The organism is Persicitalea jodogahamensis (assembly GCF_014651615.1).
Lineage (GTDB): Bacteria > Bacteroidota > Bacteroidia > Cytophagales > Spirosomataceae > Persicitalea > Persicitalea jodogahamensis.
In genome coordinates, this window is sequence record NZ_BMXF01000001.1 from 996895 (window position 1) to 1014364 (window position 17470).

General features: G+C 51.7%; 16 protein-coding genes. 5 read left to right on the forward strand and 11 right to left on the reverse strand.

Annotated features, from left to right (window positions below; all coding sequences use genetic code 11):
- Window positions 1-4 precede the first annotated feature (4 nt).
- From IE117_RS04160 to lgt, 7 genes are all read right to left on the reverse strand, one after another.
- Window positions 5-928 (reverse strand): SDR family oxidoreductase, encoded by a 924-nt coding sequence (locus IE117_RS04160; protein ID WP_189563064.1) that lies wholly within the window; start codon window positions 926-928, stop codon window positions 5-7.
- 6 nt (window positions 929-934) lie between these two features.
- On the reverse strand, window positions 935-1681 hold the full coding sequence (locus IE117_RS04165) for a peptidylprolyl isomerase (protein ID WP_189563065.1): 747 nt from the start codon (window positions 1679-1681) through the stop codon (window positions 935-937).
- 14 nt (window positions 1682-1695) lie between these two features.
- Window positions 1696-2301 (reverse strand): hypothetical protein, encoded by a 606-nt coding sequence (locus IE117_RS04170; RefSeq protein WP_189563066.1) that lies wholly within the window; start codon window positions 2299-2301, stop codon window positions 1696-1698.
- A gap of 72 nt (window positions 2302-2373) precedes the next feature.
- Complete coding sequence (locus IE117_RS04175) at window positions 2374-3807, reverse strand: BamA/TamA family outer membrane protein (protein ID WP_189563067.1); 1434 nt, start codon at window positions 3805-3807, stop codon at window positions 2374-2376.
- Between the two features lie 146 nt (window positions 3808-3953).
- The gene (locus IE117_RS04180) at window positions 3954-4601 is read right to left on the reverse strand and encodes a carbohydrate-binding family 9-like protein (protein WP_189563068.1); all 648 of its coding nucleotides are present in this window, start codon (window positions 4599-4601) and stop codon (window positions 3954-3956) included.
- Window positions 4602-4607: 6 nt separating this feature from the next.
- Complete coding sequence (locus tag IE117_RS04185) at window positions 4608-5207, reverse strand: hypothetical protein (RefSeq protein ID WP_189563069.1); 600 nt, start codon at window positions 5205-5207, stop codon at window positions 4608-4610.
- A 125-nt stretch (window positions 5208-5332) separates the two neighbouring features.
- Entirely contained in the window at window positions 5333-6178 is an 846-nt protein-coding gene (lgt, locus tag IE117_RS04190; RefSeq protein WP_189563070.1) for a prolipoprotein diacylglyceryl transferase, read from the reverse strand.
- 105 nt (window positions 6179-6283) lie between these two features.
- Between lgt and yidD the strand changes: the two genes are divergently transcribed.
- Window positions 6284-6493: a membrane protein insertion efficiency factor YidD gene (gene yidD / locus IE117_RS04195; RefSeq protein ID WP_189563071.1), complete on the forward strand. Its 210-nt coding sequence runs from the start codon at window positions 6284-6286 to the stop codon at window positions 6491-6493.
- A gap of 76 nt (window positions 6494-6569) precedes the next feature.
- On the opposite strand, the gene IE117_RS04200 is transcribed toward yidD, so the two are convergent.
- Both IE117_RS04200 and prmC read right to left on the reverse strand, forming a co-directional pair.
- Window positions 6570-7526 carry an AAA family ATPase gene (locus IE117_RS04200; protein ID WP_189563072.1) on the reverse strand — a complete coding sequence of 319 codons (957 nt, stop codon included), beginning with the start codon at window positions 7524-7526 and terminating at the stop codon, window positions 6570-6572.
- Window positions 7527-7643: 117 nt separating this feature from the next.
- Complete coding sequence (gene prmC / locus IE117_RS04205) at window positions 7644-8504, reverse strand: peptide chain release factor N(5)-glutamine methyltransferase (RefSeq protein ID WP_189564227.1); 861 nt, start codon at window positions 8502-8504, stop codon at window positions 7644-7646.
- A 121-nt stretch (window positions 8505-8625) separates the two neighbouring features.
- Between prmC and ribD the strand changes: the two genes are divergently transcribed.
- Window positions 8626-9771: a bifunctional diaminohydroxyphosphoribosylaminopyrimidine deaminase/5-amino-6-(5-phosphoribosylamino)uracil reductase RibD gene (gene ribD / locus IE117_RS04210; protein WP_229580307.1), complete on the forward strand. Its 1146-nt coding sequence runs from the start codon at window positions 8626-8628 to the stop codon at window positions 9769-9771.
- A gap of 12 nt (window positions 9772-9783) precedes the next feature.
- Here the strand turns inward: ribD and IE117_RS04215 are convergent, their stop codons facing one another.
- Window positions 9784-11199 carry a sialate O-acetylesterase gene (locus IE117_RS04215; protein WP_189563073.1) on the reverse strand — a complete coding sequence of 472 codons (1416 nt, stop codon included), beginning with the start codon at window positions 11197-11199 and terminating at the stop codon, window positions 9784-9786.
- Between the two features lie 360 nt (window positions 11200-11559).
- Between IE117_RS04215 and IE117_RS04220 the strand changes: the two genes are divergently transcribed.
- The gene (locus tag IE117_RS04220; RefSeq protein ID WP_229580309.1) at window positions 11560-12492 is read left to right on the forward strand and encodes a ThuA domain-containing protein; all 933 of its coding nucleotides are present in this window, start codon (window positions 11560-11562) and stop codon (window positions 12490-12492) included.
- Between the two features lie 53 nt (window positions 12493-12545).
- Here IE117_RS04220 and IE117_RS04225 read toward each other — a convergent pair whose 3' ends face one another.
- Window positions 12546-12695: a hypothetical protein gene (locus IE117_RS04225; protein ID WP_189563074.1), complete on the reverse strand. Its 150-nt coding sequence runs from the start codon at window positions 12693-12695 to the stop codon at window positions 12546-12548.
- A gap of 425 nt (window positions 12696-13120) precedes the next feature.
- On the opposite strand from IE117_RS04225, the gene IE117_RS04230 reads away from it, so the two are divergent.
- Window positions 13121-14233 (forward strand): efflux RND transporter periplasmic adaptor subunit, encoded by a 1113-nt coding sequence (locus IE117_RS04230; RefSeq protein ID WP_189563075.1) that lies wholly within the window; start codon window positions 13121-13123, stop codon window positions 14231-14233.
- Between the two features lie 63 nt (window positions 14234-14296).
- A complete protein-coding gene (locus IE117_RS04235; RefSeq protein ID WP_189563076.1) occupies window positions 14297-17461 on the forward strand; it encodes an efflux RND transporter permease subunit in 3165 nt (1054 codons plus the stop codon).
- Window positions 17462-17470: the final 9 nt, after the last annotated feature.

A 17470-nucleotide genomic window follows, 5' to 3' on the forward strand; every position in this document is an offset into this window, starting at 1 on the left:
TGTACTACCCTGCTGTTTGTCCCGCCAAAATTGCAATTCCCTCCCGGAAACTACGCGGTGCGTAGCCAAGTACTTCCTGTGATTTGGCCAGAACAAACCCCGTGCGGGCGGGACGCTTGGCGGGCTGCGTAAAAGTGGTAGAGTCGGCCTCGGCGATGAGTGATTTGTCGAGCTCAAAGTAATCCGCCGTCATCCCCGCCATTTCGTGGGGTGTCAGCAGGTCTTTACCAGAGATATTGAAAATACCTTCGGCTTGCTGGTCAGCGATGAGGAAGCAACCCACGGCCAGATCTTCGGCTAGGGTGGGGGAGCGCCACTGATCGGTGACGACCTTAATATTCTTGCCTTCTTCCAGCGATTTCTTGACCCACAGAATGATGTTGCTCCGGCTCATGTCGTGGGCAATACCGTATACTAGTACGGTACGGGCAATGGCCCAGCGGATGGGCGCGGCGAATCTGCCTGAGTTGATAACTACCTTCTCGGCGGCGTACTTGCTCCAGCCGTAGAAACTCAGCGGATTGGCTTCGGCGGTTTCATCGTAAGGACCATCGGCACCGTCGAAGATGAAGTCCGTAGAAAGGTGTACTAAGAAAGTGTTGTGTTCGCGACAGGCATCTACCAGGTACTCGACCGCCTTCACGTTTAATTCCCAGCAAGCTTCCTTCTCGGACTCACACTGATCGACGTTAGTCATGGCCGCGGTGTGAATCACCACGTCGGGCTTTGTAAGCGCGAATACCTCTCGTACTTCCTCGGGCTGGGTGATATCTAGGGCGTGGTAAGCATAGCCTTCCACAAAGGGCAGACGGTTTTCGCCCCGCGCTGTGGCGACTATCTCAATATCAGGATTTTGGATCAGGAGCTCAACTAGTTTTTGCCCCAAGAGTCCGTTGGAACCTGTAATGAGTATTCGTTTACTGCTCATAAATTGTCAATCATCAAATCGGTACCCATACTTTTTCGTAATCTTCTTCTTCCGCATTTTTTTTACCGACACCTGCATCGTTACATCTTTCAAAGGCCGATCCCTCGCATCGCGAGGCCGGGCAGCAATAGAGTCAATGACTGCGAGCCCATCGATCACCTGCCCAAAGACAGTGTAGTTCCCGTCCAGGTGCGGGCTGCCGCCTATTGTTCTGTATACCTCTTTTTGCGCTTCGGTAGCCTGGCGTGGATCAGAGGATTCGCGGGGAGCGCGGGCCAGTTGCTTTTCCAGATCGTCGCCCATCAGCCGACGGCCCTGCACGATGTAAAACTGACATCCGCTCGACTCTTTCTCGGGATTATTGTCACGGGCAGCAGCGATTGCACCCTTTTGATGGAATAAATCGGGCCGGAATTCGGCAGGGATTCTGTACCCCACGCTGCCGTTGCCCAGCGCGACGCCCTCTGCTGCATTCCTGGAATTAGGATCACCTCCCTGGATCATGAAGTTTTCGATGACGCGGTGGAAAAGTAGTCCGTCATAAAAATTTTCCTCGGCCAGTTTGAGGAAATTAGCCTTGTGTAACGGGGTTTTGTCAAAAAGGATGATTTGCATCGCCCCCGCTTCGGTAGTGAGCGTAATCAAGTAATCCTTCCTGCTCCTCTTTTGCGCCAGAGCCGGAGAAACGATGATGCAGAGCAGGAGAAACCAGGCCAAACGCCTGTTCAAAGCGCCTAATTGTCCACTATTCATTTTCAACTATCCGTTTATTTTAAAGCCAGCATGGTTTTGTCGGTAGGCGTAAATATCATTTTCAGCCCAAAGTCTTTCCCCTCAGAAACTTCATCCATCGTGACTTGGGCGGGTGCTTTTTCCCAACTGATATGGCGGGATTTTTCTTCCAGCGGTTCGCCGTATTTTTCCGTAAATCGTTTCCTGACGGCTTTCCACAATTGCTGGGTGGCCTCCTCGCTGTTGAGGTACACGTCGACGGTGATTTTATTAACCATCCGGCCAGTCGGTGTAAAGTAGTAGAGTACGTCGATCGTTTCCAGCTGATCGGTCTCGAAGGTATAGCCAACATGCCGCAGCGAATCCTCAAACATTTCGAAGGTCTCAGTGGCCCGAACCTTACCGACGGGATCGCCGAAGGCGATGCCCCGGATCACCCCCTCGTCCGAAGTACCTGTAATGGTTTTCAATAAGGCGTTAGCTGCGCTGTTGATAGACCCGTTGCCGGATTCGCCCGTTTCCGGGGAGTCTGTTGGGAGTGTCGGGTCGTCGTTTGTGCTGGTTTTGGTTTGGCAGCCTGCCAGGCTTATGCCCAGCAAAGTTATGAGAAGAAAACAGCGCAAAGCCGTTGGATAAATCATGGCGTATTGGGGATGACGGAGTTATTTTTCGCAAAAGTAGCCAATTTGCCTTTGTAATTCCGCAAGATGGCTTTACAAAGAGCGACCGATTTGAAAAAAGAAGCGACCTTCACGCTCACCATTTACGGTGTAGTTGGCACGGATGACCATGTTGTAGAACGTGACTACGTCAACGCCCAGCCCGGCACCGGGCAGCAGGCGGTTGCCCAGCTTTGTATTGCTTAATTCCGGGTAGTAGTTTCGGACATATCCCAGATCGGCGAATGTTTTGACATAGGCAGTAACGGGAATTGTGTTGAACTGACGAATGGGAATCCAGGGAAAAGTTTTTTCGAAGCTGAAAAGACGGTACTTCAATTCATTATCCCACAGGACAAAATGCTGACCGTCAATAACGTACAGCTCGTAGCCTCTCACCAGATTGGCCTTATACCCCAATCCGACGGTCTGGGCGTAGGGTTGACGAACCGGAGCGGAAGTGCGGGCGGTAAGGCCACTATTGAAAAACCAGCGCTTGCCCAGGGCATAATAGCGGTTGTACCAGCCGAACAGCGAAGCCTGGTTGACGTCGTCGCCAGGCAATATGCCCAGTTTGGCAGCCGATATGCCGTACCTGAACCCGCGCAGTGGATACTGCACATTGTCACGACGGTCGTAGCTGTAGCTATACGCAAGCTGAAAGTACCGTTGGCTTGTGCGGCTGTCCAACAGGTAGTTGGGGTTGAGCTTGGCAAATGTGTCAGAAAGCTGCACGCTAACCCAACGGGCGTCCAGCACATGAAATCCGTAGAACTTATTCCGGCGGGATAATTTCAGAAAAGTGTAAAAACGCTCCCGGTTCAGTTGTTCACTGTTGAAGTAGTCCAGTTTATCATTCCAGGTGCGGAAGGGCAGGGACTTATTGGTGGCGTAGGACATTCCAATGGCAATCCCTGTTTTCTTGGCTTTGTCAATGTAGGGATTGGAATAGGATATCCCATAGCTTGGCACAAAGCCAAATTCAGCTGACAACCTCAACTGATCGGCCCGGCCGGTGATGTTGTTGTAGTTCATAAAAAGACCGTACGTCGTACGCTTCAGGTCCCTTTTCCGATCGTACCACCACTCATTGAAATTTCGATCGGCCAGCGAGAAAACCGGAAGTACGACCATGTAAAGCCTTTCTTTTACCACCACCTGGATATTCACAAAGCTGCTATCCTGCGGGTCGGGAAAATGAAGCATCTCGACGGTGATAAACAGATTGGTGTTGACAATCTTGCGGCGGTCAATTTCCAGGCTTCCTTCCAGAATGTTACGCGGTAGGGTGTCACCGGGCTGCACCGCCATTTCGCGCATAATGATGGGTGTCCGGGTGCGGTAGTTGCCCTCTATGCTCACACTGCCGATGACGACTGTGCGTAAGCTATCCGGGATGTCCGGGCCGGAGGTTCGGGCGAGCGTTCGGCTCGCTAAACCCGCTATTCCAAGAAGTATGAGTATGAAAAGTCTGATTTGCTGCAACATTCAACGGACGAGAATCTGAAATTCCCCCCTACAACGTAAAAAACGTACCAAAGATGTTGGTAAAAAAGAGTTTTACCAAAAACATCGGAGAAAGTATTTACGCAGGAAAGCCGTTAAAAGTTGCCTTTGGGCCCGTCACCATTCGTTTACAGCAGACGCAAGATCCCGAACCGCTCGGGGCGATGGAAACTGGGCGTGTCTCCGCTCATGGTTGGACTCCAGCATTGAAACGAGCTGTTTTCCGGAGAGCACTCCCAATCGGGATTGGTTTGAGATTCCAGCAGAACGATGCGGTAAAAATTGATGCGGTATATTCCAGCACTGTCTTGTTCGTCTGCACTGTCAATCAGTGCAAACGGAATGTGCAGTTCGCCCCACCAGGCATTGGAAGTAGTACGGGTGACGCCATAAGCGATGCCGGTTTCTTCGGGCGGTACCATGGTTAGTTCGATTCCCTGGTTCGTCTGTCCGGGATTGTGAACGCGCCCGACGAACAGGGCGTCGTTAGGGTTTATCTCCAGTTCCAGGTAGTGTGTCGGTGTCGCATCGCCCCTGGCAATAAAAATCTCGAAAACTTCCTGCTTCCAAAGGGGGGCATTGTTTTCTTCGTAGGTATTCTGCCGCCAATACCGGTCGCCATAGCACTCAAACTCCACGGAGAGCTGCTTCCCGTCGTGACGAAGCCGCACCAGCGTTTCCTGGGGGGCTTCAGTACCATCGCCGGCTTCACGGAAGTGCTTCTGAGGGAGGCTTACCCAATTGCGGTCGGGAAGGATAATCTCGTAATTGTGCATAGGGTATTATTCCATATCGGCTAATTTGTCGATGTCAATGTCATCAAGCGTGTCCTTGATCTGATCCATTGACACCTTACGGCCTTTGACACTCACGATGAAGCGATTGCCGACGATCACATTTAGTTCGCCATTCTGCCGTTCATTGTCATATTTTTCGTAGGCTTTGTTCCCGTCGACAGTGGTAGTTTTTTCGTAACCAGTAGCCGTTTCTTTATCTACCTCGGCCATGGCCCAGGCTGCCATACCCATCATGGCCATACCACCTACGCCGCCCGTATCGACGATATTGATTTCCATACTTGAGTCGCCTTCCTCATATTTGCCTTCGGCCTGCGAAAGACTGAAACCCATGGCGCCGTTCTTTTCGCCGGTGGCCTCAGTACGGCTCAGGCCCCCGGCACTGGATGGCAGCATTTCTTTCAACTCCCGGAAGTCGACAGGGTCGACAGGGCCGTTTTCCTGCATTTCCTTAGCTTTATCGGCCATCTGCTGGATAGCTTCCATGGCGTTTTCGGGTTCCTTTTCTTCCTGTGTTTCTTCACTTCCGCCACAACTCCATATAGAAACGGCGAGTACACTTACGAATAGAATGGTCTTTCTCATGGGAGGGATAGGTTTTGGGTTCAGAGAGCAATTTAGGGCTTTATTTCACAAAAAAGAACCCAATCCTCCCCGATTCTAGCGAACGGTAGGCCGGGTTCTCTCAGAAGTAGCTCCGAGCGAGTAAACTACGCGGTGGTGGGCTGTCGTTCGGGGTGGCGACCGTTACGTTGGGAGCGCACGATGAGGTAAATCCCCAATAGCACCGCCGGAATGCTTAAAAACTGGCCCATGTTCAGCGGGAGCGTATCCTCAAAATTGACCTGGTTTTCTTTCAGGAATTCATCCATGAACCGGAAGGCAAAAATCCAAACCAGCCCAACGCCCAGCAACAGGCCGCGCGGCGTGGTAGTTTTGTACTTGTTCCATAGCGCAAATAGCACGAAGAAAAGAATCAGGCAGGAAATGGACTCGTACAGCTGCGCCGGGTGACGCGGGTATTGACTGTATTCCGTATTTTGCATGAAAATAAAGCCCCAGGGTACATCCGTTACTTTACCGACGATCTCGGAGTTCATCAGGTTGCCAAAACGGATGAATGCTCCGGCCAGGGCTACCAGGATTATCATGCGGTCGGTAAGCCACAGGAACGTTTGGCCCGTGGACTGGCGTTTACGGGTGTACAGCCACAGACCCAGCAGAATGCCGATCAGCGCGCCATGACTGGCCAGCCCGGCAAAAGGCGGCAGAATGATTTCCAGGGGATTTTTGATAAAAACCTCAGGTTCGTAGAAAAGGAAGTGTCCCAGCCGCGCGCCCAGCACCGTGGCAGCCACCATCACCAGCGTGAGCGTGTCGATGTCTTCGAGCGGCTTGCCCTCTTTCTTGAATATGTGCGTCATGATCTGCTGGCCGATCAGGAAGCCTGCGGCAAACAGCAGCCCGTACCATCGGATGGTGAAAGGGCCGAAACCCATAAACTCAGGAATAGTGAAAATGTCGGGGCTGACATTCCAGGTAATGTAAGTAAGCATTGGTAAGAGTCAGGTGTTAATTTTTTCCAAAGGTAAGTGTTTCGTCTTACACTAGATATGAGACGGAAAATATGACAGGCCGCCCGCGTTGTCAAGCAAGATGCTATGAAGACATTACTCATATTTCTGGTTAGGGTTTATCAGGGTGTTCTGTCGCCCTACCTACCCAATGCCTGCCGCTACACGCCTACTTGCTCGCAGTACATGATCGAGGCAGTTACGAAGCACGGAGCTATCAAAGGTGGTTGGCTGGGACTGAAACGCTTCGGTCGGTGCCATCCCTGGGGCGGCAGCGGACCAGACCCGGTACCTTGATCCAATTTTGGATGAGAGATTGAGAGAATCAGTGAATACTGGATCCAGAGTTTTTTCTTATTTCTCTCATTCAAAATCACCCTCCTATCGCTACTTTTCTCAGTATGGAATCAATGATTGTGCTCGTCCGGACGCCGTCGGCTTCGGCTTCGTAGTTGAGCAGAATACGATGGTTCATGATGTCCGGGGCGAGTTCCTTGATGTCCTCTGGAAGTACGTAGTCGCGGCCTTCCAGGTAGGCCATCGCCTTGGCAGCCAGATTGAGGTAGATCGTCGCACGGGGCGACACGCCGAACTGGATGTACCGGGCTTCGTCGCGCAAGCCGTAGTCCATCGGCCGACGGGTAGCGAAAACCAACTCGATGATGTATCGTTCCAGGGTGTCGGAGATATTGACCTTATTGACTTCGTTCCGGATGGCAAAGATCTCATCCTTGTTCATTACCGAATCTACCCGGTCGTCAAAGTTGAGGTCGGCCATACGGCGCATCACTTCCAGCTCTTCGGCTTTTCCAAGATAGTCTACGTAGACTTTCATCATAAAACGGTCGAGCTGCGCCTCGGGCAGTGGATAAGTACCTTCCTGTTCTACCGGGTTTTGGGTGGCAAGTACCAGGAACGGACGATCCAGCAAATACGTATCGTTGCCGATCGTCACCTGCTTTTCCTGCATCGCTTCCAGCAACGCCGACTGCACCTTGGCAGGGGAGCGGTTCACTTCATCCGCCAGTATGATATTAGCGAAGATCGGTCCCTTTTTGACTTCATAATCCCCGATTTTGGGTTTATAAATCATGGTTCCGATCAGGTCGGCAGGTAGCAGGTCGGGCGTGAACTGGATGCGGTGGAAGTTGAGGCGAAGTACCTTTGACAGCGTGTTGATTGTCAGGGTCTTCGCTAGGCCGGGAACACCTTCAAGCAAAATGTGTCCGCCTGTGAACAGGCTGATGAGCAATCGGTTCAGGAGTTTTTCCTGACCAACTACCACTTTGCCCATTTCGTCGAGCAGTTCTTTTATTTTTGGTAGATACATTCAGTTAAGAGTGGCAGAGTTCCAAAGTGGCATTTTTTTTGTTCAGGCGTTTGTATGTTTAGACTTTTGGATGGTCAGATACAAACACCTGAATAGCTTCACGACTAAACAAACCCACTATTCTCCCACCGCTCGTACGAACCGGTTCTTGCCGTGGATGTCTTTCAATATTTCTACATTCTGATAATTCCTTTCCTCGAATACTTTGCTTGTTTCGGGACCGAAATGTTCATTGATTTCCACATAACAGCGTCCGCCTTCTTTCAGATGGTGCCGGCCGAAGTCGGCAATGGCCTTGTAGAAAAGCAATGGGTCACTGTCTTCTACGAACAGGGCCTCGTGCGGTTCGAAACGCAGGACGTTGGGTCGCATGTGATCGGCTTCCGAGTAGGTGACATAAGGTGGGTTGCTCACGATACAATCAAACTTTTGGGGCGCATCAGGGAGCGGGAAGCTTACATTGAGCATATCCTGCTTGTCGAAATGCACGTCCGCCATGAGCTGGCGGGCATTCTCCCGGGCTACCGAAAGGGCTTCATCGCTAACATCCCAGGCGTGGACGGTGGCGTGGGGTAGGAAGCGGGCCAGTACGATGGCGATACAGCCACTGCCTGTCCCGATGTCGAGAATCGAAGGCTTGTCTTCGGGCTCGGCATAGTCGCGCGTCACCAATCGTACGAGTTCTTCGGTTTCGGGGCGCGGAATGAGTACCGATGCCGACACCTGAAACGTCAGTCCGCAAAATTCGGTGGAACCGATGATATGCTGGATGGGTTCGTTGCGGTTGAGTCGTGCGACGATGTTGTCCCAATCGGGCTGCACCTGTGAGTCGGGAATAGGACGATCCACCAGCACATCCACATTGCGGAGGCGCAGGTAGTGCTCCAGAAGCATGAAGGTGATTGCCTGGGTTTCCTTGGGCGGATAGGCATCGATCCGCTGAGTAAGCTGTTTGTAAAGTTGACGGGCCGAGGTCATGGATTGGGCTGATTTCAATTCAGAAGCGGGAAAGTTAGTAATTTTAGCCGGGATGTGATACGTATGCCTCTCCCGCATCAGCAAAATACCCTAAAAGAGTTTTGATAAAAGTGTTTGAAAAATGCCCCAAACTACCGAAACAACACCCGACGAACACTTCATGCAACGCGCCTTCCAACTTGCCGAATACGGGCGCGGCTACGTGAGCCCCAACCCGATGGTGGGTTGCGTACTGGTTGCCGAGGGGGACATTATAGGTGAAGGCTGGCACCGAAACTACGGTGGCCCCCATGCCGAAGTGCAGGCCATACTCGATGCTGAAAAAAGGGGGAATGAAGGACTACTGAAATCCGCCACTGCCTACGTCACGCTGGAGCCCTGTTCGCATTTTGGCAAAACACCGCCCTGTGCCGACCTTTTAATCGATAAAAAGATAAGGAAAGTGGTGGTCGCCAACCACGACCCCAATCCTCTGGTGGCCGGGCGCGGACTGACGATACTTAAAAATGCAGGAATTGAAGTCAAAAGTGGAATTCTGGCAGCGACGGGCCATGACCTGAACCGGCGCTTTTTCACCTTCTTTACCAAAAAGCGTCCCTATGTTATCTTGAAATGGGCCGAAACCGCCGACGGCTTTATAGCCGGAGCCGGTGGGCAGCCTGTCTCGATCAGCAACGGCTACTCGTCCCAACTTGTCCACCGCTGGCGCAGCGAAGAGGATGCCATTCTGGTGGGCAGACAGACTGTGGTAAATGACAATCCTCGCCTGAACGTGCGGCACTGGTCTGGTATCAGCCCCCTCCGGGTAGTGTTGGATCGTAATCTTAGGTTGCCGCAAGCTCTACACGTCTTCGACCGATCGCAACCCACGATTGTGTATAATTATCTGAAAAGTACAGAAGTCCCTGAAACGCCTGAGCGCTATGCATCCGAACCGGCCCTGGCGTTTGCCCAAATAGAAAAAGGTGAAGATGAACTGAGTCAGGTCCTGGCCGATCTTCACAAACGCAAAGTACAATCGGTGCTGGTGGAAGGCGGAACGCAGGTTATCTCCGCTTTTATCAATGCCGGGTTATGGGACGAAATCCGGCATTGTCAAAGTTTGTCGAGACTGGAAGAGATCAGTGGAGTTAAGCTTTCTGGCAACGCAGAGCCTATCAAAGGCATAAAGGCCCCAGTGACGTCGGGTACATTGGTGGGTTTTGAAAATATAGACGGAGACTTATGGAAGTACTACAGATTTTTCGATAGTCAGGTGTATGATTAGCTTAAAACAACCTCATTTCTCCCAATTATCTGTTCGAAAAGAGGAGGCGGGAAGCCCCTCCACATTATACAGAGAGCCAACTACCCAATCCTTAAACGCGTAGCGTGCGGCCACCGGATTCTGTACCTGAGGGCTGGAAACGACGACCCCCTGCGCATTGATTTCGGCCTGTGCGGGATAAAAGATTCTGTCATCACCCGCTACCTCAAAGTCCGTCAACTCTTTGCCGAAGGTGCTGAGCCCATTTGGGGCGAATGAAAAGGTCAGTTGGATCTTGCTCCCGTCAACCTGCATACCCTCGTACACCGGGCCCGAATGAGCCAGCCCTTCCCAGCCGTATGTTTTTGCCAGCGCCAGGTAGGCCAACCGCTTGCTGATTTCCGATTTGTTAGGCGGATGGATATAATTTTCTTCTCCCACATCCAGCGCCACCGCCATGCCTACCTCGGGTACTTGCTGCATCACCCGCAACTGAGCCTCTCGCAGATACGGCGAATTATTCAGATTCTCGGGGTATTTGTAAGGAGCCAGCTGCACATAATAGAAAGGGGAATTTCCCTGACCCCAGCGGGCGCGCCAGTCGGTAATCATAACGTTCATCAAGCTATCGTAGCGCGCGTAAGAATTTCTATTGGCCTCGCCCTGGTACCATAAAAAGCCCCTGATTCCGTAGGATAGTAAAGGGTGTATCATCCCATTATACAGCGAGGCCGGATTCCGGGGAAGTACCTGTGTGGTGTCGCTGGGCGGGATTACTTTGGCGTGAGGAAAAGCCTTCAACCCTTCCTCGCTGATCCAGGCTTCGATCGGGGTCCCTCCCCAGGAAGAATGGATAATGCCGATGGGGACGTGAAGGCTTCGCTCTAAAATGGTTCCAAACTCAAAACCAATGGCGCTGAAAGCCCGGGCACTTTTTGGAGAAGATACCTCCCACTTTCCAACGCAGTCTTCCTGCGTGGTACGGGTGGCGGCTCTACGCACCGAAAAAAGATGAATGTTGGGGTTATTTGCAAGCAGCAGTTCCGCGTTGGAGTCTTTGATGGGTTGGTTCTTGTAGCCAATCATGGGCATGCTCATGTTCGACTGCCCGGAACAAACCCATACTTCGCCCACCAGAATGTTATTCAGAACCAGGCTCTCTCCGTCGCTTAGGGTTATGGTGAATGGGCCACCGGCAGCCGGAGTTGACACCTTGAGCCGCCAGGACCCGTCGGCGGAAGACTGTGCGGTGTATTTTTTATTATTCCATGAAGGTGTTACCGCTACGGTAGTTTGAGCTTTTGCCTTTCCCCAAATCGAAACTTCGGCCTTCTGCTGCAGCACCATGTTGTCGCCAACCAGAGATGGCAAGGTGATTTTGCCAAAACCTGATTGAGCCTGGGCCACACAAAGTAGAAAAAAGAGAAATGCTTTAACGCGAATGTTCATAATTGAAATTGTAGGAAAGTTCGTTGCTTAAAGTCGAAGCGATATCATTAGTTACTCATTGTTCAGGTACGGGAAGTGGGCCAAAGCTGCTGAAACGTGTTTATTGGATGCAACATCCCAAATGCTAAGCCCATGATTTCTATCCGTCAAACCAGCCAAAGGAAGGTAATTGAGACTAGCAGTTTCGAAACTGAAATTTCCATCCCCGAATGTAGTTTTATCCGTTTAATTTGAGGAAGGTTGAAAAGCTTTTGAGTAAATAAGGCTTACTCCTAATCTTATGCACTTAGTCTACCTTTTCTTAGAAGTCTGCAGAATCATTGCCTAGCTTATCTTAAACAAGAACTACAACAATTTTTCATGATGAAAATAATCCGATTGACTAATATCAAAACCCCTAATGCTTTCATTTTAAGTGTTTTGATTATATTTGTTGTCGCGGTAATAGCGGGAGGTTGTTCATCGAGTAGTTCGTCAGGCAATAAGTCCGCTGCCACTAATGGTAAAAAGCCGCTTGTGGTCTTCGTAGCGGGCGACCATGAGTACAGCGGTGAGTCCACGCTTCCTATTCTGGCGGCAGAACTGGAAAAAAATTACGGGATACGTACGAAAGTCATCAAGGCGTACCCTAACCAGAACAGTGAAGAGAATATCCCCGGTCTTGAAGCCCTGCGAGAGGCTGACCTGGCCGTTTTCTTTCTCCGTTGGCGGAGGCTGCCCGAGGAGCAGTTGGTGTACATCGACGAGTACCTGAAATCAGGCAAGCCGGTTATGGGCTTCCGGACCAGTTCGCACGCTTTCAACTACCCCAAGGGCCACGCGCTTGAAGCCTGGAACGCATTTGGCGAACGCGCATTCGGTACGCCACCCGGCTGGGGCGGTGCTGCCAGGCACACGCACTACGGTCACGAAAGTACCACTGATGTGAGAATCGTACCGGAAGCGGCCAAACATCCCATACTCACGGGTGTCAATCCCGAATTTCACGTATCATCCTGGCTTTACACGGTGTTGCCTGATTTCCCGAAAAAAGGGGCGGAGTGGCTGCTGATGGGTAAGTCGGTTAATCCGAATTCTAAGAATGCCGTCGATCAGCCTGTCGCCTGGACGTGGACCAATCCCGCCGGGGCACGGGTGTTCTTCACTACCATCGGTCACCCTGAAGATTTTCAGGTAGAATCCTTCCAGCGGTTGGTTGTCAATGCCATTCACTGGGAGCTGGGTAAGCCTGTTCCAAAGACCTGGAAAGGCAAAATGGACATCAATGTACCTTACCGGGGAATCGTAAATTGAGGGATTGTGAAGTTCCAAAAGAGGTATCGATATTTTAATTAATTGTCGGTTAATTAAAATATCGATGCGACGTGATTGACAATCACCCGGCGATTCCAAACTACTGAAAATTCGACCTTGGGGAAAAGGCTCTCTCCATCGATGATAGTGGCATCAGATACGTCGTATCCGGCTAGGTGCTGATCGCGCTTTATCCGGAACATGAAGATGGTGTTTTAGTTTTTTCGTTCGGGTAGTGTGCCGGCATCCAGGGCTGAGTTAGGGGCCGCTGCGGTTTTGCGTTTCGACGACGATCCAAATCGGATTGCTGATGTATTACCAGGCGACAATTCTTTCTCCTTACCATATGTGTATAAGTACGATCAGAGGCTTTCAATACGCGCAGTAATAATAATTGGATTTTTCCAATATAATAAAATAAGATTTTGTTTTATTCCCCGAAAGATTTCCTATTTTCTGCCGCCTTTTTTAAATTAGTCATTCCGCTGAACATTCCGACGGAATGATTTTTTTGTTTTCATTTCATACACCTCCAAACAAACAAGCCATAAATCAACTTTCTCAGGACCGACCAAACACGGCCGAAAGAAATTTTTGTAACCCTTTCGGTAAAATTCGACTCCCCACTATGAAGCAGTTACTCACCTATTTCATGACCTTGCTTGTGCTTGCGGGCTGCACCGCCGAAAGCAAGGAAGACTCCAGCAAACGGTCGACCCGAACCACAGTGCAGGAGTTGCCCGTACTTCGGCTTAAAGAACAGACCACTGACCTGCAACGCGAATATGTGGGGCAAATCAACGCCAACCGCAATGTGGAGATTTACGCCCGGGTGAAAGGGTACCTGGAGCAGATTTACGTTGATGAAGGTGAGGGGGTGAAAAAAGGCCAAACGCTATTCCGGATTAATGATGAAGAGTACAAAGTAGAAAGTGCAAAAGCCAAAGCGATGTTGCAAAGTGCGATTGCCGAAGCTAAAGCGGCCGAGCTGGAAGTGAGCCGCCTGAAATTGCTGGTGGACAAGAAGATTATTTCCAAAATCGAGTGGGAAGTGGCGGAGGCAAATCTGCTCGCCGCCCGCGCTAAAATCGAGCAGGCCAACGCCGCGCAGACCAACGCTGACATTCACCTCGCCCGTACCCGCATCCGGGCGCCGTTCGGTGGAGCCATCAACCGAATTCCCTACAAACCGGGAAGCTTGATCGACGAAGGTACCCAGCTCACCACACTTTCGGACACAAGGAATGTCTACGTGTACTTTAAAGTATCCGAAAACGAGTACCTGGAATTTATCAAAGCCCAGCGCGACAACATCGGCGGCAACGGCGGTGTTGTTCGCCTTGAACTGGCGGATGGCTCACTTTTTCCCGAGAAGGGACAAATACAGACCATGGAGGGCGAGTTCGACGAAAGTACGGGTTCCATCGCCTTTCGGGCGCAATTTCCCAATCCCGGCGGTCTGTTGAAACACGGATCTTCTGGTAACATTCTGCTTACCAATACCGTGAGCGATGCGATTCTGGTACCTCAGAAAGCGGTGTTCGAGATTCAGGACAAAAGCTACGTGTACGTTGTGGATAGCACCAATCAGGTGAATATGAAAAGCTTCGTCCCCAAGTCGCGCTTTGACGATTATTATGTAGTGCGCTCGGGCCTGAAGGAAGGCGACCGCATCGTGTATGAGGGAATCCAATCCTTGAAAGATGGGGCCAAGATCAAGCCAAAACCTGCCTCACTTTAAACTGCAGAAAAGATAATCGACAACGGACAATTGCCTGAACGGTATTACTTAGTCTTCCCCTAAATGTTTGACATTTTCATTAAGCGGCCTGTATTGTCGCTGGTTATTTCACTGGTCATCACTCTATTAGGCGGATTGGCCCTGATTGGTCTGCCTATCACTCAGTTTCCCGAAATTGTACCCCCTTCCGTTACGGTAACGACCAACTACGTGGGAGCCAATGCGGAGGTGTGTACCAAAGCCGTAGCCACGCCGCTGGAGCGGGCCATCAATGGCGTGCCGGGCATGACCTACATGACGTCTGTGTCTACCAACAGCGGCATGACGCTCATTACGGTCTTCTTCCAGGTCGGTACCGACCCTGATTTGGCGGCGGTGAACGTACAGAACCGCGTGCAGGCCGTCATCGACGAATTACCCGAAGAGGTTATCAAAGCGGGTGTCATCACTGAAAAGGAAGTGAATTCCATGCTTCTGTACCTCGATGTGTACAGCACCGACTCCACGGTAGGCGAAAAGTTCGTCTATAACTTCGCCGATATCAATGTGTTGGCCGAACTGAAGCGCATCGACGGCGTAGGCTTTGCGGAGATCATGGGCCACCGCGATTATTCAATGCGGGTATGGCTCAAACCCGAGCGGATGGTCAGCTACAAGGTATCCACCGATGAAGTGATCGAGGCCATCCGCGCCCAGAACGTGGAGGCAGCGCCGGGAAAATCGGGTGTGGGTTCGGGCAAGATTGCACCACCTTTGCAGTACGTGTTGCGCTACACGGGCAAGATGTTCGAGCCGGAACAATACGAAAACATTGTGATCAGGGCTGAGAGCGACGGCTCGATGCTGAAACTACGCGACGTAGCCGACATAGAGTTCGGCTCGCTCGACTACGATATGGCCTCCAAGTCCGATGGTCGTCCCTCGGCTTCCATCATGCTCAAGCAACGGCCCGGTTCCAACGCCCGTGAGGTGATCGCCAACGTGAAGGCACGCGTGGCCGAGCTGGAGGAAGAAACCTTTCCGCCCGGCATGACCTACACGGTATCTTACGATGTGTCCCGCTTTCTGGATGCTTCTATCCATGAGGTAGTCAGGACGCTGTTTGAAGCATTCATTCTGGTTTTTCTCATTGTTTATTTGTTTTTGCAGGATTTTCGCTCCACGCTTATTCCGGCGCTGGCCGTTCCGGTGGCGCTGATCGGGACATTCGCGTTCATGCAGTTGCTGGGTTTTTCTATCAACCTGTTGACGCTTTTTGCCTTGGTGCTGGCCATTGGTATTGTGGTGGATAATGCCATTGTGGTGGTGGAGGCGGTCCATGCCAAGATGGCCGAAAAGCACATGGGACCGCGCGAAGCGACTTTCGCCGCCATGAAGGAAATCAGCGGTGCCATTGTGGCCATCACGCTGGTGATGTCGGCGGTGTTTGTCCCGGTAGCGTTCATGTCGGGCCCGGTGGGTGTTTTTTACCGTCAGTTCTCGCTGACGCTGGCCATCTCCATCGTTATTTCGGGTATCAATGCCCTCACGCTAACACCCGCCCTGTGCGCCATTTTGCTCAAAGACACCCACGGCGAAAAAAAGAAGAAGAATGCGCTGGACAAGTTTTTTGCGGGTTTCAACCGCGGCTACGATGCCGTCTCCAACCGGTACAAAGGCTTGATCGGTGCCATTGCGGGCCGACGGGTAGTTACGATTGCGCTATTGCTGGCTTTCATCGCGGGTACGGTAGGGATCAGTACTATTCTCCCCTCCGGCTTCATACCCACCGAGGATCAGGGGGTACTTTATGTCAACGTCACCACGCCCGCCGGGGCTACCATCGAGCGTACCGAGGCTGTGCTGGACGCAGTGCAGGAAGCCGCCGCCAATATCGAAGAGGTCGAGTCGGTTTCGACGCTGTCGGGTTACAGTTTGCTGACTGAGTCCGACGGGGCATCCTACGGTATGGGTATGATTAATCTTAAACCCTGGGACGACCGAAGCTTGTCGGTGGACGGGCTCATCGACCGGATGAAGGAGGAAACCAAGGAAATCTACGACGCCAACATTGAGTTTTTTCCGCCGCCCGCCGTACCGGGTTTCGGTAATTCCAGCGGATTCGAACTGCGCTTGCTGGACAAAACGGGGAGCGGTAACTTTCAGCAAACCGCGGAGGTGGCCAATGAATTTATCGCCAACCTGCGAGAGGCCCCGGCGATCAACGGTGCCTTTACCAACTTCGACGCCAACTTCCCGCAGTACCTCATTCATGTAGACCAGGACGTAGCCGCCAAGAAAGGCGTGACGGTCGAGGATGCCATGAGTACGCTGCAAACGCTTATTGGTAGTTATTACACTTCTAACTTCATCCGTTTCGGGCAGATGTACAAGGTTATGGTGCAGGCCCACCCACGCTACCGTACCGATCCCGAGGATATTCTGAACATGTTCGTCAAAAACGATCAGGGCGAGATGGTTTCTTACTCTACCTTCATCCGCCTTGAGCGGGTGTATGGCCCTGAGCAGTTGACGCGCTACAATATGTTCACATCCGCCATGATCAGCGGCGAACCCTCGCCCGGTTTCAGTAGTGGCGACGCTATCCGGGCCGTGGAGGAAATTGCCGCCAAAACACTACCCAAGGGTTTCTCATACGAGTGGTCGGGCATGACGCGGGAAGAGATCGCTTCGGGCGATCAGGCTATTTACATTTTTATCGTGTGCCTGGTCTTTGTGTACTTGTTGCTGGCAGCGCAGTACGAGAGCTTTTTGCTACCGTTACCGGTACTTCTTTCGCTGCCTACGGGCATTTTTGGCGCATTCCTTTCACTGAAATTGCTGGGATTGGAGAATAACATCTACGCCCAGGTTTCGCTGGTAATGCTGATTGGTCTTTTGGGAAAAAATGCCATTCTGATCGTCGAGTACGCCATCTTGCGTCAGAAAGAAGGCCTTTCGGTGCTGGCAGCGGTGCAGGAAGGGGCCACCGAGCGACTTCGACCCATTCTGATGACCTCCTTTGCCTTTATCGCGGGGCTGATTCCACTCACGATCGCCACCGGAGCGGGAGCTCTGGGCAACCGTTCCATCGGTACCGCAGCAGCGGGCGGCATGTTCATCGGGACCCTTTTCGGGGTAATTCTGATTCCGGGCTTGTACTTCCTGTTTGCCAGTTTGGGCGAAAAGAAAAAAGACAAGCCCGTTACCGAGAAGGCCGAACCAGCCGTGGAGGAAAGTTTTAGTTAGTGAAAATTG